At 58.7% G+C, this 24,233-nt stretch carries 18 protein-coding genes; 8 read left to right on the plus strand and 10 right to left on the minus strand.

Annotation, left to right across the window (positions count from 1 at the left end):
• Positions 1-58: 58 nt before the first annotated feature.
• Complete coding sequence (locus Q9R35_RS16860; protein ID WP_311220159.1) at positions 59-1,858, plus strand: GGDEF domain-containing protein; 1,800 nt, start codon at positions 59-61, stop codon at positions 1,856-1,858.
• Positions 1,859-1,916: 58 nt separating this feature from the next.
• Here the strand turns inward: Q9R35_RS16860 and rpe are convergent, their stop codons facing one another.
• On the minus strand, positions 1,917-2,612 hold the full coding sequence (rpe, locus tag Q9R35_RS16865) for a ribulose-phosphate 3-epimerase (protein WP_042488661.1): 696 nt from the start codon (positions 2,610-2,612) through the stop codon (positions 1,917-1,919).
• A gap of 117 nt (positions 2,613-2,729) precedes the next feature.
• On the opposite strand from rpe, the gene apaG reads away from it, so the two are divergent.
• From apaG to Q9R35_RS16900, 7 genes are all read left to right on the plus strand, one after another.
• Positions 2,730-3,104, plus strand: coding sequence for a Co2+/Mg2+ efflux protein ApaG (gene apaG, locus Q9R35_RS16870; protein ID WP_021447080.1), 375 nt, complete (start codon positions 2,730-2,732; stop codon positions 3,102-3,104).
• Positions 3,105-3,119: 15 nt separating this feature from the next.
• Positions 3,120-4,415: a murein transglycosylase A gene (locus tag Q9R35_RS16875; RefSeq protein WP_042488658.1), complete on the plus strand. Its 1,296-nt coding sequence runs from the start codon at positions 3,120-3,122 to the stop codon at positions 4,413-4,415.
• On the plus strand, positions 4,412-5,605 hold the full coding sequence (locus tag Q9R35_RS16880; protein ID WP_042488656.1) for an FAD-dependent monooxygenase: 1,194 nt from the start codon (positions 4,412-4,414) through the stop codon (positions 5,603-5,605). The genes Q9R35_RS16875 and Q9R35_RS16880 overlap by 4 nt, the downstream gene beginning before the upstream one ends.
• Before the next feature lie 39 nt (positions 5,606-5,644).
• Positions 5,645-6,376: a DsbC family protein gene (locus Q9R35_RS16885; protein ID WP_042488653.1), complete on the plus strand. Its 732-nt coding sequence runs from the start codon at positions 5,645-5,647 to the stop codon at positions 6,374-6,376.
• Positions 6,377-6,689: 313 nt separating this feature from the next.
• On the plus strand, positions 6,690-8,306 hold the full coding sequence (locus Q9R35_RS16890; protein WP_311220160.1) for an EAL domain-containing protein: 1,617 nt from the start codon (positions 6,690-6,692) through the stop codon (positions 8,304-8,306).
• 165 nt (positions 8,307-8,471) lie between these two features.
• A complete protein-coding gene (locus Q9R35_RS16895) occupies positions 8,472-10,019 on the plus strand; it encodes a methyl-accepting chemotaxis protein (protein ID WP_311220161.1) in 1,548 nt (515 codons plus the stop codon).
• A gap of 109 nt (positions 10,020-10,128) precedes the next feature.
• Positions 10,129-11,706, plus strand: a complete 1,578-nt coding sequence (locus tag Q9R35_RS16900; protein WP_311220162.1) for an alpha/beta hydrolase-fold protein — start codon at positions 10,129-10,131, stop codon at positions 11,704-11,706.
• A gap of 486 nt (positions 11,707-12,192) precedes the next feature.
• Here the strand turns inward: Q9R35_RS16900 and Q9R35_RS16905 are convergent, their stop codons facing one another.
• The 9 genes from Q9R35_RS16905 to Q9R35_RS16945 all read right to left on the minus strand — a co-directional run bounded on the left by Q9R35_RS16905 (position 12,193) and on the right by Q9R35_RS16945 (position 24,232).
• Complete coding sequence (locus Q9R35_RS16905) at positions 12,193-12,981, minus strand: 2,3-dihydro-2,3-dihydroxybenzoate dehydrogenase (RefSeq protein ID WP_042488647.1); 789 nt, start codon at positions 12,979-12,981, stop codon at positions 12,193-12,195.
• 13 nt (positions 12,982-12,994) lie between these two features.
• The gene (locus Q9R35_RS16910) at positions 12,995-13,633 is read right to left on the minus strand and encodes an isochorismatase family protein (RefSeq protein ID WP_311220163.1); all 639 of its coding nucleotides are present in this window, start codon (positions 13,631-13,633) and stop codon (positions 12,995-12,997) included.
• 14 nt (positions 13,634-13,647) lie between these two features.
• Complete coding sequence (locus Q9R35_RS16915; RefSeq protein ID WP_109089033.1) at positions 13,648-14,853, minus strand: isochorismate synthase MenF; 1,206 nt, start codon at positions 14,851-14,853, stop codon at positions 13,648-13,650.
• A gap of 68 nt (positions 14,854-14,921) precedes the next feature.
• A complete protein-coding gene (locus Q9R35_RS16920) occupies positions 14,922-16,319 on the minus strand; it encodes a YncE family protein (RefSeq protein WP_311220164.1) in 1,398 nt (465 codons plus the stop codon).
• Between the two features lie 97 nt (positions 16,320-16,416).
• Positions 16,417-17,667 (minus strand): enterobactin transporter EntS, encoded by a 1,251-nt coding sequence (gene entS, locus Q9R35_RS16925; RefSeq protein ID WP_063689459.1) that lies wholly within the window; start codon positions 17,665-17,667, stop codon positions 16,417-16,419.
• 3 nt (positions 17,668-17,670) lie between these two features.
• Entirely contained in the window at positions 17,671-21,594 is a 3,924-nt protein-coding gene (locus Q9R35_RS16930; protein WP_311220165.1) for an amino acid adenylation domain-containing protein, read from the minus strand.
• A 21-nt stretch (positions 21,595-21,615) separates the two neighbouring features.
• Positions 21,616-21,861, minus strand: a complete 246-nt coding sequence (locus Q9R35_RS16935; protein WP_042488626.1) for a phosphopantetheine-binding protein — start codon at positions 21,859-21,861, stop codon at positions 21,616-21,618.
• 2 nt (positions 21,862-21,863) lie between these two features.
• Entirely contained in the window at positions 21,864-23,504 is a 1,641-nt protein-coding gene (locus tag Q9R35_RS16940) for a (2,3-dihydroxybenzoyl)adenylate synthase (protein WP_042488624.1), read from the minus strand.
• Positions 23,505-23,545: 41 nt separating this feature from the next.
• Positions 23,546-24,232, minus strand: coding sequence for a 4'-phosphopantetheinyl transferase superfamily protein (locus tag Q9R35_RS16945; RefSeq protein WP_045930657.1), 687 nt, complete (start codon positions 24,230-24,232; stop codon positions 23,546-23,548).
• Position 24,233: the final 1 nt, after the last annotated feature.

Genomic DNA, 24,233 nt, shown 5'->3' on the forward strand with positions numbered 1-24,233 from the left:
ATTTTGGTACAAGATTGGCTTTTGATAGTCCGTTCAGAAAGGCACTAGGAGCGGAAGAATGATGCTCGAGACATTTCATCAGATTCTCGTAGAAAAACAAGTCACGCCCGTCTTTCAGCCTATTGTGGATTTGCAGTCTGGCTTGATTCTGGGTTACGAGGGGTTGATTCGGGGACCAAAGGACACCAGCTTTTATTCGCCATTAGCCTTGTTTGACGCTGCTCGGCAGTGCGGGCGTTTATGGGATCTGGAAGAGCTGTGTTGCCATACCCTGGTCAGCAGTTTCAATCAGCAGGGTTTGGCGGGCAAATTGTTTTTGAACTCCAGTCCGGATGTGGTGATGCGGATGTTGCCTTCGGCCCGGATTGATCCGCGTACTGGCATGCCGCAACTCGATGGCATTGACTGGAGTCGTGTGGTGGTCGAGCTGACCGAGTCCGAGCGCACCGACAGTTACGACTATTTAAATCAGGCTATCGAGCTTTACCGCCAGGAAGGCCTGCAATTTGCGATTGATGATTTGGGCGAGGGGTATGCCTCGCTGCGCTTGTGGTCGGAGCTGCGACCTGAATACGTCAAGATCGATAAATACTTTGTGCGCGATATTGATACCGATGTGCTCAAGCAGCAATTGGTGCGCTCTATTTGCGATATCGCCAGCCATGCCCAATCGACCGTGATTGCCGAGGGTATTGAAACGGGTGCCGAATTACGTACCTTGCGCTATTTGGGCGTGTCCTGTGGGCAGGGGTATTTATTATGTCGACCCCAACCCAACCCTCCACCACAGCTGGAAGCGGCCCAGGCTGCGCTGTTTGGCCCTTATACGAGTCGCTCGCAACGGCATGTTCAGGGCCGGGACTCCATGAGTGTGCGGCGCTTGCTACGTGCGGCACCGGCTGTTCCGGATAACACCCCGACGAATCGTGTTTATGAGCTATTTCAAAGCCACCCTGATTTGAGTGCTGTGGCTTTATTGCGAGGAGACAGGCCGACGGGGATTTTGCGCCGTAGTCAGCTTTATGATCAGTTGGCTCGTCCTTATCACCGCGAACTTTATGGCAACAAGCCATGTTCCTTGTTTATTGAAACCCCGCCATTGATTGTGGACTGCGATACCAGCTTGCTGGAGTTGGGCACCCTGATGACGCAGGGGGCGGGGGATGCACTTAGCGACGGTTTCATCATTACCAGCGCCGGCGAATACCTGGGCCTGGGCTCCAGTGTGGAGCTGATGCGTGAAATTACGCAGATTCAGATCATGACGGCCCGTTATGCCAATCCGCTCACGCAATTGCCGGGCAATGTGCCCATTGATGAGCATATTGATGGCTTGCTGCGTAATCGTCAGAACTTCGCGGTGTGCTACGCGGATCTGGATCACTTCAAACCCTATAACGATTTGTACGGCTACCGCAAAGGGGATGAGTTGTTGCGCTCCATGGCGGAGCTCTTTACCCGATATGCTGTCGCGCGCATGGACTTTGTAGGCCATGTGGGTGGAGACGATTTTATTTTGGTGTTCACCAGCCCGGACTGGGCCGAGCGCTGCCAAAGCATTCTGGACGAGCTGGAAAAAGAACTGGAGTCTTTATACCGTCTGGAGCACCGGCAGGCTGGCGGTTATCTGGCTGAAAACCGTCAAGGCGTGCTGGTGTTTCACCCGCTAGTGAGCCTGTCTCTAGGTGTGGTCACAGTAGATGAGCCCGAATTGTATTCGGGCTCTTTGATTGCAGAGCTGGCCAGCTCTGCCAAGGCACAGGCCAAGCGCGTGCAGGGCAATGCCTTGTTCGTGGAGCGTCGTCGCCCGGACAATCCGGTGCGGCAAGGTAGTTATAGCCGCAATACGACGTTGTAGTAGAGGGCACAGCAAGTAGTCGCTGGCAGCCTGCCTGTGAGTAGGCCGGACGCAGGGCTCAGGCTTTTTCAGCCAGAGCGATCTGCGCGCGCATGTCGCGGATGACCTGGGCGTAGTCGGGCTGGCCAAAAATAGCCGAACCGGCCACAAAGGTATCGGCACCGGCAGCACGAATGGCGCCGATATTGTCCACTTTCACGCCACCATCAATTTGCAGCAGAATGGGCTGGCCGCCTTCTGCGGTCCAGGCATCAATGCGGGCGCGAGCCTGGCGCAACTTGTCCATGGAACTGGGAATGAAGGCCTGGCCACCAAAGCCGGGGTTCACGGACATCAGCAGGACCAGGTCCAGCTTGTCCATCAAGTGATCCATCCAGTTCAGCGGGGTGGCCGGGTTGAACACCAGGCCGGCCTTACAGCCGTGGTCACGGATCAGTGACAGGGTGCGATCCACGTGGCGCGAGGCTTCGGGGTGGAAACTGATGTAATCGGCACCGGCTTTGGCAAATTCGGGAATCAGTGCGTCCACAGGCTCTACCATTAGGTGTACGTCGATAGGAGCGGTGGTGTGGGGGCGCAGGGCGGCACAGACCATGGGGCCGAAAGTCAGGTTCGGTACAAAGTGGTTGTCCATGATGTCGCAGTGAACCCAGTCGGCGCCGGCGGCAACTACATTGCGGACTTCTTCACCCAGACGGGCGAAGTCAGCCGATAAAATACTGGGGGCGATACGTGTGGAGCTGGCTTGGGACATAATAGGTGCCGTAAAGATTAGACATCACGAAAATCGTGGCCATATGTCATCATTATAGTTTCAAGCGGGGGGCTGTGCAGCGCCCCGTATTTGTACAGCCGTAACCTGGAATCCATTATGAAGCCTGACGATATTGAGGTGCAGATCACGCCCCAGTACCTGCCTGAGCAATCCGAGCCCGATAGCAATCAATACGTTTTTGCCTATACCGTACGGATTACCAACAATGGACAGCAGACGGCACAGATCATCAGTCGTCACTGGATCATTACGGATGACAATCAGCAGGTTCAGGAAGTGCGTGGCCTGGGGGTTGTGGGACAGCAGCCGGTGCTGGCTCCAGGCGAGACCTTTGAGTACACCAGTGGCTGCCCCTTGAACACGCCTTTTGGCACCATGCGCGGCAGCTATCAATGTGTTGGTGAAAATGGTGTGCCCTTTGAGGTCGCCATTCAGGAGTTCATCCTTTCCTCCCCCCGTACCTTGCACTAAGGGCCAAACCCAGTCATGAAGCTAATTTATTGCGTGCCAGCCGTACTGCTGGCCTTGAGTGCCTGTTCCACGACGCCGGTGGATCAGGGGTCTTCGTCAACAGCTCCGGGGACAACAGAGGGTGGTCCTGATATAGCGTTGCAGCCCTTGCGGGTGCCTTCCCTGTCCGCATTGCCGGAAACCCCGGCACGAGCGCTGGCAGGCCGCTATCAGGCGGTGAACTGGTCTACCTTGCCGGGTTGGCAGGCCGATTCGCTGGATCATGTCTGGAAAGGCTTCATCAATAACTGCAAGGGCTTGATGCGCCCGGTTAGCGGGTCGCTGGCCATGCCTGCACGTGCCAATCCTCGTGCCTGGCAGCCTGTATGTCAGGCCGCTGCCTCCGCAGGGTTGAACGCTGACACCAAAGATACGGCGGCCGTACGTAATTTCCTGCAACAGCAGTTGCAGCCCTGGCGCTTGCTGACAGCTCAGGGCGCGGTGGCTCAAAACACCGTCACGGGCTATTACGAGCCTTTGCTCAAAGCCTCACGTACTCGTAGCGCCGGCTATCAGTGGCCGCTGTTCGCCGCGCCGGATGATTTGCTGACGATTGATCTGGGCGGCTTGTACCCCGAGCTGGCCGGCAAGCGGATTCGTGGCAAGCAGGAGGGCAAGCGCATTGTGCCTTACGACACTCGCGAGCAGATCATGGCCAAGCCTGAGCGCCAGCCGCCCGTGATTGTGTACGCGGAAGATCCGGTAGAAGGTTTCTTCTTGCAAATTCAAGGCTCGGGCCGTGCCGTGCTGCCTGATGGCAGCGCCGTGCGTCTGGCCTATGCCGACCATAATGGTCGCCCGTACGCCTCGATAGGCCAATGGCTGGCCAAGCAGGGCGAGATGCCACTGGCACAAACCTCCATGCAAAACATCAAGGCCTGGGCCAAGCGCAATCCGCATCGTGTTCAGGAAATGATGAATGTAAATACCGCCATGGTTTTCTTCCGTGAAGAGGCCATTGTGGATCCGGAGCTGGGCCCTAAAGGGGCTTATGGCATTCCTTTGATTGGCCTGCGCTCCGTTGCCATTGACCCTACTTATGTACCTTTGGGGACGCCGGTGTATCTGGCTACCTCGCAGCCTGCAACCAACCAGCCTTTGCAGCGACTGGTCTTTGCCCAGGACACGGGCGCGGCCATCAAGGGGCCGGCACGTACTGACTTGTACTGGGGCACGGGCGATCAGGCCGGTGCACAGGCCGGGCGCATGAAGCAGCAGGGACAAATGTGGTTGCTGTGGCCACGTCAGGCAGGAGCACCGAGCGCACGATGAAGAACGAACGGATTGTGGTATGTGGCGGGGCCTTGGCCGGTATGGCCAGCGCCCTGGGTTTACGCAAGGCCGGGTTTGATGTCAGCATCTTGTCCCCCGCGTACAAGTCTATGCAGCTGGAGGCCGGGCAATATCATCCCCGTGTCTATGCCGTCTCGGTTGCCAGTCAGCGGTTTTTGGCGCAGCTGGGTGCCTGGAACCTGATGTCGTCCCAGCGTATTTCGCCGGTGCAGGCCATGGAAGTACATGGTGATGGCGGTGGTTGTCTGAATCTGCATGCCTGGCAGGATGCTCAGGATTATTTGGCCTGGATCGTGGAGTCCGGTCAGATGGAGCAGGCGCTGTATCAGGCACTGCAAGTATTTGGAGTGCCCTGGATTGAAGACCGCTTTGAGCGTCTGGAAGGCAATACCATCGTCACAGCCGGGCAAAAGCGCATCAGCGCTGATTTGTTCGTGGGGGCGGATGGTGCCCGTTCCGGCTTGCGTTCTGCGGCCGGCATTGAGCATCAGGGGCGCGAGTACGGGGATGCCGGCCTGGTGGCCCACTTCAACGTAGAACGCCCGCACCAGCAAGTTGCCTTGCAGTGGTTCACGGGTGATTCGATTCTTGCCCTGTTGCCTATGCCGGATGTGGATGGCAAAGCGCAAGTCTCCATGGTCTGGTCCGTGCCGCAAGCGCAGGCCGACAAGGTGCTGGCCATGCCGTCGGATGAGCAGGCGCAGTATCTGCAAAACAGCTTGCTTTCTTTATCCAATGGTCGTTTGGGGCCGCTCAGTTTGCGCAGCCCCGTACACGGTTTCCCCTTGACCTTTGAACGCAGCGGCCTGGTGTCGCCAGGCGTGGCGTTGGTGGGCGATGCGGCGCATCGTGTACATCCTTTGGCGGGTCAGGGCTTGAATCTGGGTTTGGGTGATATCGAAGCCCTGATCAAGGTCTTGTCTGAGCGTGGGCCGCATTATTCGGTGGGCGATATGCGTGTGCTCAATCGCTACAAGCGTGCCCGCGCCGAACCCATTGCAGCCATGCGGGCCGCCACAGATGGCTTGTACCGCCTGTTTGCGGCACCGGGAGCACCGGCTTCCATGCTGCGCAATGCTGGCATGCAAGTGGTGGACCGCTTGCCCTGGGTCAAGCGCCGCCTGATTGCGCATGCTGCCGGCATCAGCCCCGGCGCTCTCTTGTTTTAAGGCTGCTAGAGTCTTGTCGATTAGCAAAGGAAGTACGTCATGATGTTGCATCTTCGTTCTGTATTGGCTCTGGCGCTCTTGTCGCTGTGCAGCCTGGCACAGGCCGCCAGCCCCGCCAAAATAGACACCCGTTACGAGACCACGCGCCAGGCCTTTGAGGCGGCTTTTCCAGGCGTGACGGTTGAGGGCATTCGAGCCACACCCTTTCCCAATTTGCTGGAAGTGGAAGTAGGCGGCACCCTGCTGTATACCGACCCGCAGGCCAGCTTCGTGATGCAGGGCTCTTTGCTCGATAGCAAGACGCGTGTCGACCTGACCGAGCAGCGCATGCAGGAGCTCAACCGTGTTTCACTAAATGACCTGCCTCTGGATAAAGCCATTAAGTTGGTGAAAGGCGATGGCAGTCGTCAAATGGTGGTTTTTGAAGATCCCAATTGTGGCTATTGCAAACGTCTGCACACTACGCTGCAGGAGATCGACAATGTGACGGTTTATAGCCTGATGTTTCCCATCCTGGGCCCGGATAGCCGTCGTAAAGCCGAGGACATCTGGTGTGCCCAGAATCCGGCCAAAACCCTGAGTGATTGGATGGGAGGTGGTGCCAGACCCGGAAAAGCCTCGTGTGAGCATCCCTTGGATCAAATCCTGGCTGTTGGCCAAAAGCTGCGCATTCAGGGTACACCAGCTATTTACTTCGCCGATGGCAGCCGTGCTGATGGCTGGTTGCCCGCCGCCCAGCTGCAGTCCCGCCTGGAGTCCGCTGCCCAGTAAGTATTCCCCCTGGTCTTGAGCTAGAACAACCCGCTTTCGAGCGGGTTTTTTATGTTCAAGTGTTATGAAAACTATAATTATTTGTGGGGCAGAATTTTAAAAGAATTGGTATTGGGAAATAATCCCGAGATGGTTCAGAGGGTAAGGCTGACGTTATTTTGAAGACAAAAAATTTCAAACGCCACATTTGACCATTCTTTACTTTGTGCTCTGTAATTCTAGAAGTGATAATTCCAACTATTGATAAAAAATAGTATTGTCGGCACGCGCTGGGTCCATCGCAGGACTGGCAATAATTAAATAGTAGGCGCTTATGGAACATGCACGCTGCGTGTTGATTGTTTTGGAAGAAGACGAAGGCTTGCACTACTGGCAGGAGCAATTGCGGGTTTTCGGTACCAAGACAAGCGTTGTCAGATCCCTGGAAAAGGTGGCTGAGGAGCGGTTGAGTCAGGCCGACCTGTTGCTGTTTCCGGTCGAGACGGGCTACGTCCCTTTGATGGTAGCCAAGCTGCGCAATGATTTTGGCTCCCTGGGCATTGTGGCCGTTCAGTCTGGTCTGTCTGCCAGCGCCCGTGTCCAGTTGCTGCTGACCGGTGCCGATGCGTGTTTGGCACTGGATGTGCAAGTTCCCGAGCTGATGGCCTGGTGCCATGCCGTGCGCCGTCGTAATGTGTATGCTGCCGTGAGCGTTGCCCAGGCTCTGGAAGAGGTGCAGGAGCCGGCCGGTCAACAGGAATGGATCTTGCGCGACAAGGGCTGGACGCTCGTCGCTCCCAATGGCGTGGGCCTGGAGCTGACGCATAGCGAGCGTCAGTTAATGGATGCCTTTGTCCGTCATGCGGATGCTCGCTTCAGCCGTGAGGACCTGATGCGCGACAAAGGCCTGGCCGCCAGCGACAGCCGTGCTGTGGATTCCCTGATCAGCCGTTTGCGCCGCAAAGCCAGCCAGGCAGGTGTGGCCTTGCCCATCAAATCCGTGCATGGCTGGGGCTACACCTTTACGGGCAAACTGATTGCCCAGCAAGAGCCGCAAGACAGCGAGATCATGGAGTTCTATGCGCCTCGCGACGAGCAGGAAGTGAGCCAGCCCACACCGCTGGAGCTCTTGCGCGCTCTGGAAACGCTGGATGTGCTCGATCCCCAGGCCAGCGAAGCATTGTCTTTTTCATATCAATTGCGGGTGGCGACCAGCACAGGCCAGTACAGCGGTGTGGATGCTCAAGTGTTCTGGACCTCGCCCACCGGCCTTCGATTGTCCTCGGATCTGGTCTTGCGCCATATGTCTGATTCCATCCACCGCCAGGCTTTGTGCGAGTGGATGTTGCGTACCTTGATGACAGATGTGCGACGCTGGTGGCAGGAGTATTCGCTGCGAGCCAGTCATATTGGCTTGAAATTGCCCATCGACATGTTGCTGCCCATCTACAAGCGCATGCCCAGCATGTTGCGCCAGTTCGAGCTGCAGCCTTGCTGCATCGAGCTGGATTTGTTCTGTGACGAGGAGCTGGAAGAAACACCGGAGCTGATCCAGGCTTTGCAGTTCCTGAAAGAGCAGGACATCCAGGTCTGGCTGACCAGCACCGATATTGAAAACAACAAGCTCAACCGTTTGCGTGGCTGGCCGATTCGTGGCGTCAAGCTGGAGGCCGAGGTCATTCAGCGTGCCTGCCGTGAGGCCACGTTCAAGGCCTTGCTGGAAACGGCCTGCCACCTGCTGAGCGAGCAGGGTTTTGAGCTGGTCATCAAGGGCGTGGACAATCTGGAGCAGCGTGATCTGGCGCTGAATCTGGAGCTGGGTCACTACCAAGGTCGTCTGACGTCCGAGCTGATGTCCGAGGATGGTTTCCTGCTGACGCTGGCCAGTAGCGAGCCCTCTTTTGGGCAAGGTCATGATGCGTCCCGACGCTTGAGCGGCAGTGTTTTATAAGCCGCCTTAGCATCTGCTCAATTTGATATGTAACTTTAGTTAAGTATTCAAGCCTGAAGCCGTTACCCAGCTTGTTCGATGGGGCCTTCCTAAGCAGGCCGACCGCTTTTCAGCGGTCGGTTTTTGCGTACCTGGGACCTGTCTTTTCAGCGTTGCTCGGGGAATATGATGCGTTTGGGTCTGAAACAGAAGTTGTGGTTGCCATTGATCTTGTGTTTGATGGCTTTGGTAGCGGTTTTTGCGTTTGTGAACTATCAGCTCTATCAGGCACAGATGGAGGAGCGAAAAAGCAGTTTGCAGCACATCGTCAATATCGCAGTGAATATTACGCAGGACTACCAGCAACTGGTTAGCAAGGGCGTCCTTAGCAAGGAAGAGGCGCAAAAGCAAGCGCTGCAACGCATCGGCAGTATCCGCTTTGGGCAGGAAGGTTATGTGTCCGTGTTATCTACCGATGTGGTGTCCATCATGAACCCCAGCCGCCCGGAGCTGGACGGCCAGAACGTCAGTGCCGTGGTCGATATCAACGGGGTCTACCCTTTTGCAGAGATGAGCCGTATCGGCCGCAATGGGGGTGAAGGTTTCCTGGAATACCACTGGCCCAAGCTGACCGACAAGAGCAATGCGCCCAAACTGGCTTTCGGAAAAGGCGTGGCCCAGTGGGATTGGGTGCTGACTTCCGGCGTGTATATCGACAATATCAAGGACCGTTTTCTGAGCAGCCTACTTAGCTCCTCGATGGTGTTTTTGCTGATTATTGTGTTGGTGTCGGCCGTTACCGTGTTTCTTGCGCGCCAGATTTTTGCCGAACTGGGGGCCGAACCCACGATCTTGCATGGCGCGGCTAAAGCGATTGCCGGTGGTGATTTGCGGGTTGCTCATTCCTTGCGTTCAATTCCGGACAATAGCGTGATGGCGTCCATCGAGCAGATGCGAGTGAAATTGAATGAAGTCATGCGCACCTTGCAGCACAGCAGTGGCGTGATTGCGGACGATACCTCGCAACTGTCTGTGGGCAATCTGGAGCTGTCCAGCCGCACCACTCAGCAGGCGGCGGCCTTGCAGGAAACAGCATCGGCCATGGAAGAGATGACCGGCACAGTGCGCATGAGCGAAGAAAACGCCATGCGTGCCGAGGAAGTCTCCAGTCAGGTGCAGAAAACCGCTCAGCATGGTGGCCAGATGGTCAGTGAGCTGGTGGACCGCATGGGGGCAATTCGCGACACCAGCGGCAAGGTAGCGGATATCACCACGGTCATTAACTCGATTGCGTTCCAGACCAATATTCTGGCTTTGAATGCGGCCGTGGAAGCAGCACGAGCCGGTGAGCAGGGTCGAGGTTTTGCGGTGGTGGCCGGTGAAGTGCGTGCCCTGGCGCAGCGCACGACGGCTTCTGCCCAGGAGATTGCTCAATTGGTGGAAGCGTCTTCCACCAGCACCCGCGAAGGTGTGCAGTTGATGGGGCAGGTGGGGGAGGTGATCGACGAGATGGTTACCGGCAGCTCGCAAGTGATGACGATTGTTCACGAGATTGCGGCATCGACTCGCGAACAAACCATTGGGATCGAGCAAATCAATGTGGCCGTGGGGCAGCTGGATTCGGCTACCCAGCAAAATGCGGAGATGGTGAATCAGGTGGCTCACACTTCCAGCGAGTTGCAGGACCAGGTGCAAGAGCTGGATCGCTTGATTCAGGCTTTCCGTCTGGAGTGATAAAAGGCGCTGACTCGCGCCAACCAAGGGGTGCGCCGATTATTTTTGATCGTATACTGCCTCTTGGTACTGGGATTGTCCTGCGGCAAACCGGCATTTAGGAGGATGTATGTTGCGCGCACCTGTTGTTGCTGTATTGATGGTGGGAATGGTTGGGTCGGCTTGGGCGGCTACGCTGCCTTCGGCCCAGGGTGAAGTTCAGGCGCACGAACATCATGAACGAATACTGAGCTTGCAACAGGACGATCTGGTGCAAGGCAGTTGGCAGCATAGTGGTGATGTGGCGCTGGAACTGTTCGGCCCGGACGGCAAGGTGATTCGTCATTGGGCGGATGCACCTGCGCAGGGCGGTCCTTTTGGTTTTATTGCCAGCACGGCGGGCGAGTATCGCTTGCGGGTGTTGGGGCAGGGTGAGTATCAGTGGCAGGTGAAATCGGTCACGGCTCCTCAAACGCCTGCCCAGGCCGAGCCTTTGCAAGGTGATGTGATCCGTCAGTGGAGCATGCGTTTGCGCGCTGGCGAACCGTCTCGCGGTTTCTGGGACTATGTGCAGCGCGTGGGCTCTCCTTTGGTGGAGCGCTACAGCAGTACGCATGATCGCGTCACGTTTGTCTGGCGCGGTGCCCGGAACGAGGTTCGTCTGCATGGCGGGCCGTTCTCTTATACCGATCGCATGCATCGTTTGGGCGAGTCCGATATCTGGTACATCACCTACGATTTGCCTCGTGATGCTCGCTTTGCCTATCGCATGGCGCCGGATGTGCCTTATGTAGGCCCGAGCATGGCGCGCGACGTGCTGCGGGCGGCCTTGCAGCGCGATCCTCATAATCCCAATGCTTTGCCGGAGAACAGCAAGGATCTGTTTGATGGTGAGTCGGTCTTGCGTTTGACGCAGGCACCGGCCGAGGTGGTGGCGCTGGAGCCGCAGCAGCTGGGGCAGGGGCAATGGCGTACGGAACGCTTGCCCAGCGAGGCTCTGGGTGTGGAGCGGCAGGTGCAGATTTATCAGCCTGCTGGCACTCGGGCCCAGGAAATTGATCACACCTTGATTTTGTTTGATGGTCGCGACTATCGGGATTTGGCGCGCGCGCCTGCCATGCTGGATACCATGATTGCCCAAGGACGGGTGGAGCCTATGTGGCTGGTCCTGGTGGACAATCCGGGCATGGCGGAGCGGGCGCGGGAGTTGCCGCCGAATGAGGCTTATATCAAGTTTTTGGACAAGGAGCTGATGCCTTGGTTGAATGCCCAGGGTGTGCAGTCGACGGCGGACAAGACGGCGATTGGTGGTTCCAGTTATGGCGGTTTGGCCGCCATGAATGCTGCGTGGCGTTTGCCGCAGTGGTTTGGCAATGTCTTGAGCATGTCGGGGTCGTTCTGGTGGGCTCCGACGGGTGATGCTCGTGGGCAGTGGCTGACGCGGCAGATGGCGGACTCAGAAGCTGTGCCGGTGAAGATTTATATGAGCGCCGGGGTGTTCGAGTCTTCAGGTTCCAGTCGGGATGTCAGCCTGGTGCAGGCTAATCGTCATTTGGATGATGTGCTGCGGGCGCGGGGGTATGACGTGCGTTACGTGGAAAGCGCGACGGCGCATGATTTTGTGGCTTGGAGGGATGCTTTGGCCTTGGGGCTGGAGCATTTGTTCGGGATTGAGCAGATTGAAGAGCCTGTCCAGGAGAAGAAATAGACGGCTCAGTCGACTGGACCGGGGGGCTGTTCGGATCGGGGCAGGCTCAGGCGGGGCTGAGCGCTTGCTGGTGCTGCGCACCAGTACCCTTGGCATAAGATTGCTACGGGCGGGGCCTGAACTCGCCGGGTACTTGGTCCCCCGGACCAAGTACAAACGCCCGGCTCAAACAACAGGCCCCTTGCATCCCTACGCAATCTCATGCCCGCGGCAAGCACTCTGATCCGCCCCGCCTGAGCCTGCCCCGACCCGAACAGCATGGTGGCAGTGCTCTTGAGTGGACCTGCTCTGACTTGACTGGGTCTGTCTTCATTGAGCTGCATTCATGATGTTTCGGTTCGCTAGTATTCTTCCTTGGCTTGGCAATAGGTGGTCAGTCCTTATCGGCACTGTCACTAGTAGGGATGTGCGTATGCTTTTGTCCGGACTCGTTCTGATGGGCAATAAAAAAGGGCGGATCTTCCGCCCTTTTTTGCGTCTGGCTGTTTAGCCTTGGTCCAGTGTGGCACCGCCGTCCACGCGCAGGTCGGACAGGGTGATGTGGCTGGCGCGGTCCGAGAGCAGGAACAGCACGGCTTCGGCGATTTCTTCGGGGGTGGCGATTTTTTGCAGGGGGATGCCCAGGCGGTAGTTCTCGCCGGAGCCCGCGATGACGGTTTCGCGCGAGCTGCCTTGCGCCCACATGGCTTGTTGCATGGGGGTGTCGGTGGAGCCGGGGGAGATGATGTTCACCCGGATGCCGTGTGGGGCCAGTTCCAGGCCCAGGCAGCGGCTCAGTTGGGTGACGGCGGCTTTGGAGGCGGCGTAGGCGCCCATGGCGATGCGTGGGGTGGCAGCGGAGTTGGAGCTGACGTTGACGATAGCACCTTGTTTGCGCTCGATCATGCCTTTGGCCACGTTGCGGCAGACGTTAAAGACGCCGGTGGTGTTGATGGCAAAGGTGCGATCCCATTGTTCGTTGCTCAACTCGGTGATGCGGCCCATTTGCAGGACGCCCGCGACACAGGCCAAACGATGAATGGGGCCCAGTTTTTCCTGCCCTTGGGCCAGCGCTGCATCAACGGCATCGGCCTGGCTGATGTCGACCAGATGGCAGGAAACCCGATCACTGTATTCGGACTGACTCAGTTGGGTCAGGCCTTCTACGTCCAGGTCCAGGGCGATGACGCTGGCGCCTCGCTCCAGCAGTAGGTGGGTGACGGCAGCACCAATGCCACGGGCTGCGCCCGTGACGGCGATGCATTCACCTGCAAATTCTTGTGCGCTAGTGCTCATGTGTGCTTCCTGTTTAGCTTTGCAGGCTGTTCTGGATTTCGGCGCAGGTCAGGCTGACGCCGCAGCGTTGAGAGACGTGGCGGATGGCCATATGGTGTTCTTCCAGCGAGAAGTCGGCAACGCCGTCAATGGCCAGGAAGGGCTGTACGTCTTGCATGAAGGCTTCCAGGGCAGTGGTCATGCAGCCGATGTGGGCGTAAACGCCGGTGATGATCAACTGGTCGCGGCCCAGATTGCGCAGTTGCTCACGCAGATCGGAGCGCTGGAAGGCGCTGTAGCGCCATTTGGTCAGCATGATGTCCTGCTCGGCCGGTGTCAGCTCGGGCACGACGGCTTGCTGGGTGTGAAATTCGGTGGCAGTCAGGCCTGGGCCCCAGAAGTCGTTCAGCAGAGCACGGTCTTTCTCGGGCTGCTCGGTGGGCTGGGCGGTGTAGAACACGGGAATTCCCAGCTTGTGGCACACGTCGCGCAGGGCGGCGATGCGTTCGATCAGCATGGGGATAGGGGCCTGGCTCATATCGTATTTCTGCAGAAAGTAGGTCTGCATGTCGTGAATGAGCAGGGCGGCACGATTTGCCTGTGGACGCCAATTGACACGGTTGGCTACGGGGGTTTGAGGCAGCTCGTAACTAGGCAAGGCGTGAATGGTCATGAATCGTGTCTCCGTTAAAGGGTTATGTCTTGTGCCAGACCCAGTGAGTTGATCAGGGTCATGAGTTTATTGCCGGTCTCCTGGCGCTCCAAGGCAGGGACAGAGCCGTCCACAATGCCGGCGCCAGCCGATAAGGTCAGGCCTTGCTGGGTGTAGTGGCCGCAACGGATGGCCACGGCCCATTCGCCGTTGCCTTCGTGGTCGTTCCAGCCGATCGCGCCCGCAAAGTAGCCGCGATCAAAGACTTCGGTGGCTTCGATGGCTTGCATGGCGGGCTGGGTGGGCAGGCCGCAGACAGCTGGCGTGGGGTGCATGGCCAGCGCCAGCTCCAAAGAGCTGACGGAAGGGTCACGCAAACGGCCGCTGATACGGGTGGACAGGTGCCACAGGTTGGCGGTGCTGGTCAGGCTGGGGCCATCAGGTACTTCCATGGAGTCGCAGAACTGGGAAAGGATACGCACCACGTCCTGAATGACGTAGGCATGTTCACGCAGGTCTTTGCTGGACGCCATCAAGGTTTCGGCGCTGGCCTGATCGCGTTGCGGATCGGCAAAGCGTGGGGCCGTACCTGCCAGCGGGTTGACGGTCACCAGGTCGCCTTGGCGGCGCACCAGCAGTTCGGGGCTGGCTCCAAAAAACAGGTCGGGATCTTCGGCCTTGCCACCTGGCAAGGGCAGGGCATAGGTGTAGCCAGCCGGATTGCTGTGGAGCATATTGCTCAACACAGTCCGACGGTCCAGGGCTTCGTTCAGCGTGATGGTCACGGTACGGGCCATCACGGTTTTGGAAATGTTCTGTTCGCGCATCGTGGCCAGGATGCGGCTGACGCTGTCTTCATAGCCTTCGCCATCGGGCAGCAGGCTTTGGCTGGCAATGCTGTTGCCGGACTTGGCCAGCGGCGGACGCTGGACCGGACGCAGCAAGACGGGGTCGCGTCGGTATTCCTTGGGCACACGCAAATAGGCTTCGCGGGACGGGTTAAAGGGGATCACGCCCACCAACAGGGGCGCGTCCAGACCTTGTTGTGCGGCTTGCGACAGCAAGGTTCGGGCATCGTCCAGCAGTTGCCCCTGGGCATTATTGGTATGCCGCTCCAGTGCCGTGCCGTGTGCCATCAAACTGACGGTGGGAGAGGCAAATACGCTGCTGTCGACCCGGTAATGCTGTAACCATTCTTCAATGGCGGCAGGGCGGACTTGATCGTCGATACGGCTGTTCATAGGAGTCCTTTTTAAGGGCAGGGGTTTTGCCGTTGCGCCCCTTTTTTTGAAAGGGGCGCGTCGGGCGATTACTTCAGGTGAAGACGCGTGATGCGGTCAGCGGTCTGGTCATCCTTGCCTTTGGATTTGTTGACCAGGTAGGCATTGCCTTCGCCATCCAGGGAGACGTGGTTGGGGAAGCTGCCACCGTCCAGGTTGGCAACAATTTCGCCCTTGCCGTTCACGGCGGTCACGGTGCCAGCACCGCGCGAGGCCACGTAAGCCAGGGATGTCTTGGGATCGAACACCACGTTCAGAGCGCCAGCGCCGATCTTGATGTCGTGCTGAATGGAGCCGTCTTTGGCGTTCAGGATCAGCAGGTTGTCGCTGCCCTGGGCGGTGATGTAGACCTGATCATTTTTGCTGTCTACCGACACGCCAGCCAGGCCACGTGCGCCAGGTACGGGGAACACGGTTTGGGCATTGTCGTTTTTCAGGTCAACAATGATCAGCTCGTTGGTGCTGGCGCTGACGGTGTACAGACGGTCTTTTTCAGCATCCAGAACCAGGCTCATGGTGCCGGGTTTGTTGCGGGTTTTCGATTGCAGTTCGATCGGGTCCAGCTGAGTCAGCTTTTTGGTATCGAACACGGCCAGGGTGTCAGCACCAGGCGAGGATACGTAGGCACGGTCGGCTTTCTCGTCCACAACGACATCACGTGGGTGGCTGACCACGCCGTCTTCAAATTGCTTGACCAGTTTCAGGTCTTTTTGGCTGTACACAGCCACAGAACTGCTGCGGGTGTTGGTAACCCAGACATTGCCTTGCTTGTCGTCCACGTCCACGCCGTAAACGGCTTGAACCTGGCCATCATCACGGCCTTTTTGGGCGGCCGGTGTCACGCTGGCTTCAACAGCCAGGGTCTTGGGGTTAACTTTGACCAGCTGCGATTGCTTGACCGGCGGGCGGCCCACGGCGGAAGTCACGAACAGCACTTTGTTCTTGGGGCTGTAAGCGCTTTGGTACAAGCCGGGCGCCAGGTGCTGGGATTGCAGTTCAAATTTGTCCTGGCCGCTCAGTTCAACTTTAGGAGAAACCTTCAGGTTGAAGATGCCGGCGGTCGAGGGCTTGCTGACCTGCATGACCACGGGGTGCACGCCAACGGCGGCTTCGGCAGGAATGGCAACGGTGGTGCTCAGATTGCCTTCTTTGTCAGCGACCAGCGCTTGAGGTGTCAGAGTGTGGCCGTTTTGCAGCAGGATCACTTCCTGGCCGGGTGTAAAACCACGGCCAGCCAGTTGAGCCTCGGTGCCTGCATAAACTACACCAGCGGCATTGAGCGAACCGCGAAAGTCAGCATCAGGCTGGTCAAAGGCGGGCGCAGCAAAAGCGTTGGCCAGAGACAGGGACAGGACGGCTGCGCTCAGGCCGGCCTTGCGCAGCAGTGCAGCGGGGGTACGGCGAATGCAATTGACATTGATTAGCATCTTTTAATCCTAAATAAAGGTTCGGTCGACAAGACGGTCCATGTAGGAGATCTTTTTACAGGCGTGCAGCAGGTGTGGGTAGAACAAAATCGAGATGTCAGGCATTGGGTGGGCCATCCTGTTTGCTGGCCGAACGCAGGCCTTGGTTGAACACGCCGAAACCACAGGCGACAGCGGCGCAGGCCAGGCCACCGACGGCCACGGCGACGGCCGGGCCAAGCAGGCGGGACAGATAACCCATTTGCATATTGCCCAGGGCCTGGCCCAGGGAATATTGCGTCATCCACAGGCTGGAAACACGTCCCAGCAGGTAATCGGGGGTGTGGTGCTGAACCAGCGCCATGCGCATGATTTTGGAGATGGTGTCGGCAGCGCCCATGATGGCCAGGCAGATCAGCGCCCACCACAGCGTGGTTTGCAGGGACAGGGCCGCAACCGCCAGGCCCCAGATCAGCACGGCAAGCACAATGGCGGCGCCGGGGCGGGACACTTGGCGGCACCAGCCGCTGGACAGGGCAGCCAGCGTGGCACCGACGGCCGGAGCGGCGTAGAGATAGCCGGTGGCGGTGGCACCCATTTTCAGAATGGTGTCGCCCCACTCGGGCATCAGGGCCAAGGGAGTGGCCAGAATCAGGGCTGCCAGATCAATCAGCAACAGGGCGCGCAGCAAGGGGTGGCTGGCCACAAAGCCAAGGCCATCACGCAGGGACTGGAAGGCGTTTTTCTGGGGCTGCTTGCCCGCTTGCGGAGGCAGGGGCGGCAGAGCACGCAAGAGCAAAGGGGTGACGATGACACCGCACAGGACAATCACGTAGCAGAAAATCAGGCCGGGACCGGAGATCAACACGCCAGCCAGTGCGGGGCCGATAATGCCGCCCAACTGCATGGCCAGACCGGACAGGGCGGCCGCAGCGGCCAGCTTGTCACGACCGACCAGAGCCGGGGTGGCCGACATCATGGCCGGTACACTGATCCCGCCCGCCGCACCACCAATGGCAGCAGCCACGTAGATCAACCAGACCTGCGGGTTGGGCAAGAGCGTATTGAGCAGGAACAGCACCACGCTGATGATGTAGACACTGCGCGACCAGACCATCAGGCTGCGCCTGTCCATGCGGTCCGACAAGACACCGCCGGCAATCAGTGCCAGCACCATGGGGGTGGCCATGGACACGTTCAGGAAAGCAACGGCCACACTGGATTTGGTCAGCTCATAAAGCTGCACGCTGGCAGCCACCATCAACATGCCGGTGACCAGCACCGTGGCGGCCCGAGCGAAGTAGGCAAAGCGGAATGCCCGACTTTCGATTAGTGGCGAGATATCCAGAAAGAAACGTCTTACAGACATGGCTTATACATCGAGTTCAGGTTGGGCTTGTGCCTGTTCGGCAAAAGCCATGGCCGATTCCATCAGCGGAGCCATGATGGCCACGGCTTCAGTACCGGTCAAATGAGCGTGCAAGGAGGCAATGTCATGCACGTCCAGCTGCCCTGCATAGGGCTTCCACAAATCGGGATGCAATTGTGTGCCTGCGTGGTCCAGAGCCGCACGGAAGTACAGCATGGGGCCGTCATAGGCGTGATGCTCGTACAGACGCACCAGACGGTTATTGTTCTCCACCACCTGGAATACGCTGTCCAGACGTGTGTCGGGCAACTCGGCCAGCGGGTGACCGCTGCGCTTGAGGAAGTCCACCACACCCTGACGGGTCAGGGAAACGTCGGGCAAGCTGTCCGGGTCATGGCCTGCGATATGCAGCAGGGCCTTGTAGATGGCGTTGGGCTCGGGAGGCGGTTCATTACGCCACGCATCGCTGGGGTAGGCGTCCAGCAAGGACAACATGCCCACCAGTTGACCGCGACGGCGCAGCTCTACGGCCATGGCCTGAGCAATGATGCCGCCCACGGACCAGCCTGCCAGATGGTAGGGGCCGTGCGGCTGAACTTGTTCGATACGATCCACATAAGCTTTGGCCATGGCGTCCAGGCTGCCATCCAGACCCAGCGAGGCGTCAGACAGCACGCTGGCTTGCAAACCATAGACAGCACGGCCTGGGGGCAGGTGTCGTGCCAGCGCGCCATAGCACCAGGACAAGCCACCGGCCGGGTGAATCACGGACAGCGCAGGCTGATCGCTCTGTGCCGGACGCAAGGTGATGATGGGACCAAAACCGTCCGCGGCTGCACTGCCAGCCTGATCCAGATGTTTGGCCAGACGGGCAATGGTGGGGTATTCAAAAATAGTGCCAATCGACACGGCCTGACCGCGTGCTTCACGCAGCATCAGTGCCAGTTTGGCGGCCAGCAGCGAATGTCCGCCCAGGGCGAAGAAGTCGTCGTCGGCGTAAAACGCTTCGCTGCTCTCCAGCACAGTGGCGAAAGCAGCGGCGATTTGGTGTTGAGTGGCACCTTCCAGCGGCAAGCCAGCCGAACGTGCCTGCAAGGCAGGGACGGGCAGGGCCTTGCGATCCAGCTTGCCGTTGGCCGTCACCGGCAAGGCGTCCAGGCTGATCCATGCGCTGGGCACCATGTAGGACGGCAAGTGCTCGCCTACATAAGCGGCCAGTGTGTTGTCCGTGCACTGGCTGCCTGCTTGCGGCACCCAGTAAGCCACAATCGCCATCTGACCGGGTATGTCTTCACGGGCAATCACGGCTACGTGGGCCACATCGGGGTGGCGCGCCAGCAAGGCTTCAATTTCACCCAGCTCGATACGTTGGCCACGCAGCTTGATCTGGTGATCGGAGCGGCCCAGGAAAATAACCGCGCCATCCTCACGCCAGCGGGCCACATCGCCGGTGGCGTACATGCGGTTGCCATGCAGGGCGTAAGGGTCGGGCACAAAACGTTCTTCTGTCAGATCCGGGCGGCCCCAGTAGCCTTGTGCCAGCTGACGGCCAGCCAGGTACAGATGACCGGCCACACCGGGCGGCACGGGCTGCAATTGCTCGTCCAGAATGTACAGAGCGGTGTTCCATACGGGGAAACCGATAGGCACAGGCTGGGATTTGTCGTCGCGCGAAGCAGGCCAGTAGGACACGTCCACGGCGGCTTCGGTAGGGCCGTACAGATTGTGTAGCTCGGCGTTCAGCAGGGAGTGGAAGCGGTCGCGGGTAGCGGCCGACAGCTCTTCTCCGCTACAAAACACCAGACGCGGCGCCAGTCCACGAGCGGCAGGCTCATCCAGGAAGGCGCTGAGCATGGAGGGCACAAAGTGCAGCACAGTGATGCTTTGTTCGCGCATCAGGCGGGCAATATGGGCCGGATCGCGGTGGGCTTGTGGCGGGGCTACGACCAGGGTTGCCCCTGACAGGAAGGGCAGGAAGAACTCCCACACCGACACGTCAAAGGTGGCCGGGGTCTTTTGCAAGATGCGATCACCGGCGCCAATGCCGTAATGGGTTTGCATCCACACCAGACGGTTGACGATGGCGTCGTGGTTGACCAGCACGCCTTTGGGTGTGCCGGTAGAGCCAGAGGTGTAGATCAGGTAAGAGGGATCGTGCGGACCTGCGGCGGTCCAGGTTTTTGCACTGCAAGCCTGTTCAGGCTGAGGAACCAGCAGGGTGGCGTTCAGCGTGCAATCGGGCTGGCCGACCAGCAGGCGCGGTTGAGCAGCCTGCAAGATGGTGTTCAGACGATCGGCAGGCTGGTCCAGATCCAGTGGCAAGTAGGCGGCACCGGCACGATGAATGGCCAGCAAGGACAGCACCAGTTCCAGCGAGCGGGGCAGGGCCACGGCGACGATATCGCCGGTCTGCACACCGGCCAGACGCAGTTGCGCGGCCAGATTGGCGGTTTGCTCGTCGATCTGGGCGTAGCTGAGCTTCTTGCCTTCAAATTCCAGGCCGCTTTGTTCCGGGTTAGCCTGCAACTGGGCGTGGATCAGTGCCCACAGCGTTGTTTCAGGAACCGGGTGAGCGGTCTGGTTGACGGTCTCAATCCAGTGGTGGTGTTCGGCATCCGTCAAGGTCGGCACGGCAGACAGAGTTTCAGCCTGCAAAGCACGCAGCAGGAACTGCTCCAGACGGACCAGATGGGTTTGAATCTGCTCTTCGGTGTACAGACGCGGGTTGGCTTCCACTTCCAGGCGCAGGCCACCGGCATCGGGCTGAGCGCGGAAGGTGAAGTTCAAGTCTTCCACGGGGCCAGCGCACAGCACGGTCTGGCTGGCGGTCAGGCCCGCTTGTTCGTAAGGAGCATCGAAAGGCAGTACGTTGATGATGGGCCCGTGCAGACGACGCATGCCGCCCAGCAAGCCCAGATCACGGCGCAGTTGCTCACTGCGATAGCGGCCATGACGACGCGCCTGACGCAGAGCCTTGGAAACCTGAATCAGGTACTGATTCAACGGCTGGGATTCGTCGATCTGCAAGCGCAGCGGAGCCACGTTCATCACGGTGGAGACGATACGGGCGCTGATATGGCCCAGACGGCCCATCCAGGGCACGCCTACCGTGCATTCGTTCTGGCGGGTGTGACGGCGCACATAGGCGGCGGTCAGGCCTGTCAGAATGTCTGGCCAGCTGATGTCGCTGCTTTGTGCCAATGCTTGCAGGCTGGCTGTCAGTTCGGGCTTGACGGCGCTGCGTGCCAGCAGGAAATGATGGTCGCTCAAGGCCTGGGATTCGCTCAGGCTTTGGGCGGGCTCTGCATCGCTCAAGGTGTCCAGCCAGAACTGTCTGTCCTTGCTGCGGCGCTCGCTATCCCGATAGTTTTGGTCGTCATCCTGCAAGAGGGCGAACGATTCCAGCGCATGCCCATGATCTTCACGGCCGTTTAGCAAGGCCTTGTAGAGCTTGACCACGCGCGTCTCGATCAGCGCCATGCCATAGCCGTCGGCGGCCAGGTGATGGATACGCTGATACCAGAGATGGTGCTTGGGTCCCAGCACAAACAGAATGTGCCGTGCCAGTGGCGCAATGGTCGGGTCCAGCGGTGTGCGCAGGTCGGCCATCAACTGGGTTTGAGCCTGTTCGGCACCGTCTGCATGGGCAGACAGGTCGACAATTTCCAGCTGAATTGGCTCTTGCGGACGCAGGTACTGGGCCGGGCCATCGGGTGTGTCCACCATGCGCAAGGTCAAGGCATCGGCTTCGGCCAGCGTCAGATTGATGGCTTGCGCAAACAGGGCAGTGTCCAGCGCCGAGTGGATATGGGTGCAATGCCCGGTGTTGAAAATCGGGTTGAGCGGGTCCAAACGCTGGGCGTACCACAGACCTTCTTGTGCTTCGGTCAGGGGGCGCAATGGCAGTTCGGAAGGGGAGCTAAACATAAGCGTGTTGCAGTAAGAAAATCAGCGGCCGTTTTGTTGGGCACGCTCGATCAGCGACCACCATTGGCCCAGAGTGACGACCGAGGCCATTTCGGAAAACTCGATAGGGGCGCCGGCTTCGCGCCAGCGGGTGGCCAGTGTCATGACACGCATGGAATCCAGGCCCAGATCGATCAGGTTGTCGTCGTCCAGAATGTCCTGCGGGTCTTCATGCAGCATGGCGGCAATGTCTTGCCGCATGCGTTCCAGGGTAAGTGCAGTACTCATGATTATTCTTGCGTTGTGTTTTCTAATTGCTCGCGCAACTGGGCGCGCAGTTCCTTGCGGCTGATCTTCAAGGCCGCCGTTTCCATGAAACGATCCACAAACACGATTTGGTCCGGTACCTTGAAGTCGGCCAGACCACGGCTGCGTATCCATTTCTTCAGTTCAATCGCGCGTGGCTTGTCATCCTTGGGAATGATGAAGGCGCAGCTGCGTTCGCCCAGGAACTCGTCGGGTACCGACACCACGGCAGCATCAAAGACCTGCGGGTGGGCCAGCAGATGGTCTTCAATTTCCTCGGCGGAGATTTTCTCGCCAGCGCGGTTGATGTGGTCAGTGGCACGGCCCTGAACCATCAAGTAGCCTTCGGGTGTCATGCGTACCACGTCGCCTGTGCGGTAAAAGCCGTCCTCGGTAAAGGAGCGGGCATTGGCCGACGGGTTGTTGTGATAGGCGCGGATTGTGTAGGGGCCACGTGTCAGCAGATAGCCGGTTTCGCCAGGGGCCACCGGATTGCCGTTGTCATCCACGATCAGGATTTCATCGTCCGGGCTGATAGGGCGGCCCTGGGTGTTGATGATGATGTCCTCGGGGTCGTCCAGGCGGGTGTAGTTCACCAGGCCTTCGGCCATGCCGAACACTTGTTGCAAGGTGACGCCCAGAGTGGGTCGCACGCGCTTGGCCGCTTCGGCGTTCAGTTTGGCACCGCCCACCTGGATCACTTTCAGCGATTCCAGATTGGCATTGGTCTTGGTGGCTGCATCCATCCACAGCATCAGCAGCGGGGGAACCAGACTGGTGTCGGTTACGCCTTCGCGCTCGATCAGTTCAAAGCAAACGTCCGGGCTGGGGGCAGGGCTGAGCACCACTTTGGCACCGGCATACAGCGCACCCAGAAAACCGGGCGAGCTCATGGGGAAGTTGTGCGCAATGGGCAAGGCGCCCAGGAACACGCTGTGCTCGTCCAGACCGGCAATCTTGGCGCTTTCGCGCAAGGTGTAGATGTAATCGTCGTGCGTGCGGGGGATCAGCTTGGACAAGCCGGTGCTGCCACCCGAGATTTGCAGGAAAGCCACTTCGGAAGGCTGGGCAGCCGACTCGGGCACGTCCACATTGGCTGCACTGCTTTGCAGCTGGGCAAGCGAGGTGTATTCCTGCGCATCGCCCACGATGTAGACCTGCTCGACATGCGGGCAGCGTTCACGCAGCTCGCGTACCAAAGGCAGGTAATCAAAACCGGCATGCGTATCCACACCGATATAGGCGCGAGCCTGGGCGGTATTGGCAAAGTGCTCGACTTCGGTAATGCGGTGCGCTGGCAAGACGTACACGGGCAACAGACCGGCACGGAACAGGCCAAAGATCACGCTGACAAATTCAGGGATATTGGGCAGGTGCACCAGCACCCGGTCGCCCTTGCGCAAACCGGCTTGCAGCAGCCCCGCTGCGACCTGGCTGGCGTACTGGTCCAGCGCGCCATAGGTCCAGCGCTGGTTGCCGCCAACAACGGCTTCACGTTCTGGATGGTTTTGCGCGCGCGTGCGCAGCAAGGCACCAAACGTTTCCCCTTGCCAGTGTCCGGCATCGCGATAGCGTTGGGCAAAGGCGTCAGGCCAAATTTGTTCAACAGGAATAGATTTCATCATGGTAATGAGAACTATTACATAAATAAGTAGGCTTGTCAGATTTACTCATGGTAGGTCAGCTTGGCGTCAGGCAGTTGAATACTGTCCAGAAAACTGACTGTCCATGGAGCAAAGGAAGTGTCCAAACAGACTGCGGCGGCATAGTTTTCCACCGGCCGGTGACTGTGCACCACCAAATCTTGCAAGATGGGATGGGGGGATTGTACGGTGCATCCGTGATCTGGGTGACCGTCCAAGGATAATTCTTGAGGCTGAATATGAAAACCCGTGCCCGCATGCTTCAGGGCCGCTTCTTTTCCACACCACAGTGCATAAAAATCCAGATCGCATTTTAACCAACTGCGTTCGGACGGCACACTGCAATGTTCGACCAGCCCCGGTTTGACGGGCAGGCGCATGGCTTCTATGTCCACGCCTATGATTTGGTCGGCAATTCCAATGAGTACACGCTCGCCGCTGTGCGACAGGCTAAAGTGCAGGTCGGTGTCGTCCAGATCCAGAACTGGCTTGCCGTGTTCCAGCGTTGTCACCGGGACGGCGCGGGGCGTGCAGCCCAGCAAGGGCGCCAGAAAATGGCGCAGGGCACCATGGGCCAGCAGGCTTAAGTGCTGATCTGACTGACGTTTGCGGCGGGCAATCACGGCCAGGGTGCTGTCCGGGATCTGGCTTCGTAACCAGGATTCCATACCTGCAGGCAGGGGAAGCGACAAGCTGTACACAGCCAGCATG

Origin of the sequence: Alcaligenes sp. AB3 (genome assembly GCF_031844565.1) — a bacterium.
Taxonomy (GTDB): domain Bacteria; phylum Pseudomonadota; class Gammaproteobacteria; order Burkholderiales; family Burkholderiaceae_B; genus Alcaligenes; species Alcaligenes faecalis.

Excerpts from the sequence above, each read along its gene's own strand:
- Q9R35_RS16860 (WP_311220159.1), top strand. The coding sequence starts at position 59 with ATGATGCTCGAGACATTTCATCAGATTCTCGTAGAAAAACAAGTCACG.
- rpe (WP_042488661.1), bottom strand. The coding sequence starts at position 2,612 with ATGTCCCAAGCCAGCTCCACACGTATCGCCCCCAGTATTTTATCGGCT.
- apaG (WP_021447080.1), top strand. The coding sequence starts at position 2,730 with ATGAAGCCTGACGATATTGAGGTGCAGATCACGCCCCAGTACCTGCCT.
- Q9R35_RS16875 (WP_042488658.1), top strand. The coding sequence starts at position 3,120 with ATGAAGCTAATTTATTGCGTGCCAGCCGTACTGCTGGCCTTGAGTGCC.
- Q9R35_RS16880 (WP_042488656.1), top strand. The coding sequence starts at position 4,412 with ATGAAGAACGAACGGATTGTGGTATGTGGCGGGGCCTTGGCCGGTATG.
- Q9R35_RS16885 (WP_042488653.1), top strand. The coding sequence starts at position 5,645 with ATGATGTTGCATCTTCGTTCTGTATTGGCTCTGGCGCTCTTGTCGCTG.
- Q9R35_RS16890 (WP_311220160.1), top strand. The coding sequence starts at position 6,690 with ATGGAACATGCACGCTGCGTGTTGATTGTTTTGGAAGAAGACGAAGGC.
- Q9R35_RS16895 (WP_311220161.1), top strand. The coding sequence starts at position 8,472 with ATGATGCGTTTGGGTCTGAAACAGAAGTTGTGGTTGCCATTGATCTTG.
- Q9R35_RS16900 (WP_311220162.1), top strand. The coding sequence starts at position 10,129 with ATGTTGCGCGCACCTGTTGTTGCTGTATTGATGGTGGGAATGGTTGGG.
- Q9R35_RS16905 (WP_042488647.1), bottom strand. The coding sequence starts at position 12,981 with ATGAGCACTAGCGCACAAGAATTTGCAGGTGAATGCATCGCCGTCACG.
- Q9R35_RS16910 (WP_311220163.1), bottom strand. The coding sequence starts at position 13,633 with ATGACCATTCACGCCTTGCCTAGTTACGAGCTGCCTCAAACCCCCGTA.
- Q9R35_RS16915 (WP_109089033.1), bottom strand. The coding sequence starts at position 14,853 with ATGAACAGCCGTATCGACGATCAAGTCCGCCCTGCCGCCATTGAAGAA.
- Q9R35_RS16920 (WP_311220164.1), bottom strand. The coding sequence starts at position 16,319 with ATGCTAATCAATGTCAATTGCATTCGCCGTACCCCCGCTGCACTGCTG.
- entS (WP_063689459.1), bottom strand. The coding sequence starts at position 17,667 with ATGTCTGTAAGACGTTTCTTTCTGGATATCTCGCCACTAATCGAAAGT.
- Q9R35_RS16930 (WP_311220165.1), bottom strand. The coding sequence starts at position 21,594 with ATGTTTAGCTCCCCTTCCGAACTGCCATTGCGCCCCCTGACCGAAGCA.
- Q9R35_RS16935 (WP_042488626.1), bottom strand. The coding sequence starts at position 21,861 with ATGAGTACTGCACTTACCCTGGAACGCATGCGGCAAGACATTGCCGCC.
- Q9R35_RS16940 (WP_042488624.1), bottom strand. The coding sequence starts at position 23,504 with ATGATGAAATCTATTCCTGTTGAACAAATTTGGCCTGACGCCTTTGCC.
- Q9R35_RS16945 (WP_045930657.1), bottom strand. The coding sequence starts at position 24,232 with ATGCTGGCTGTGTACAGCTTGTCGCTTCCCCTGCCTGCAGGTATGGAA.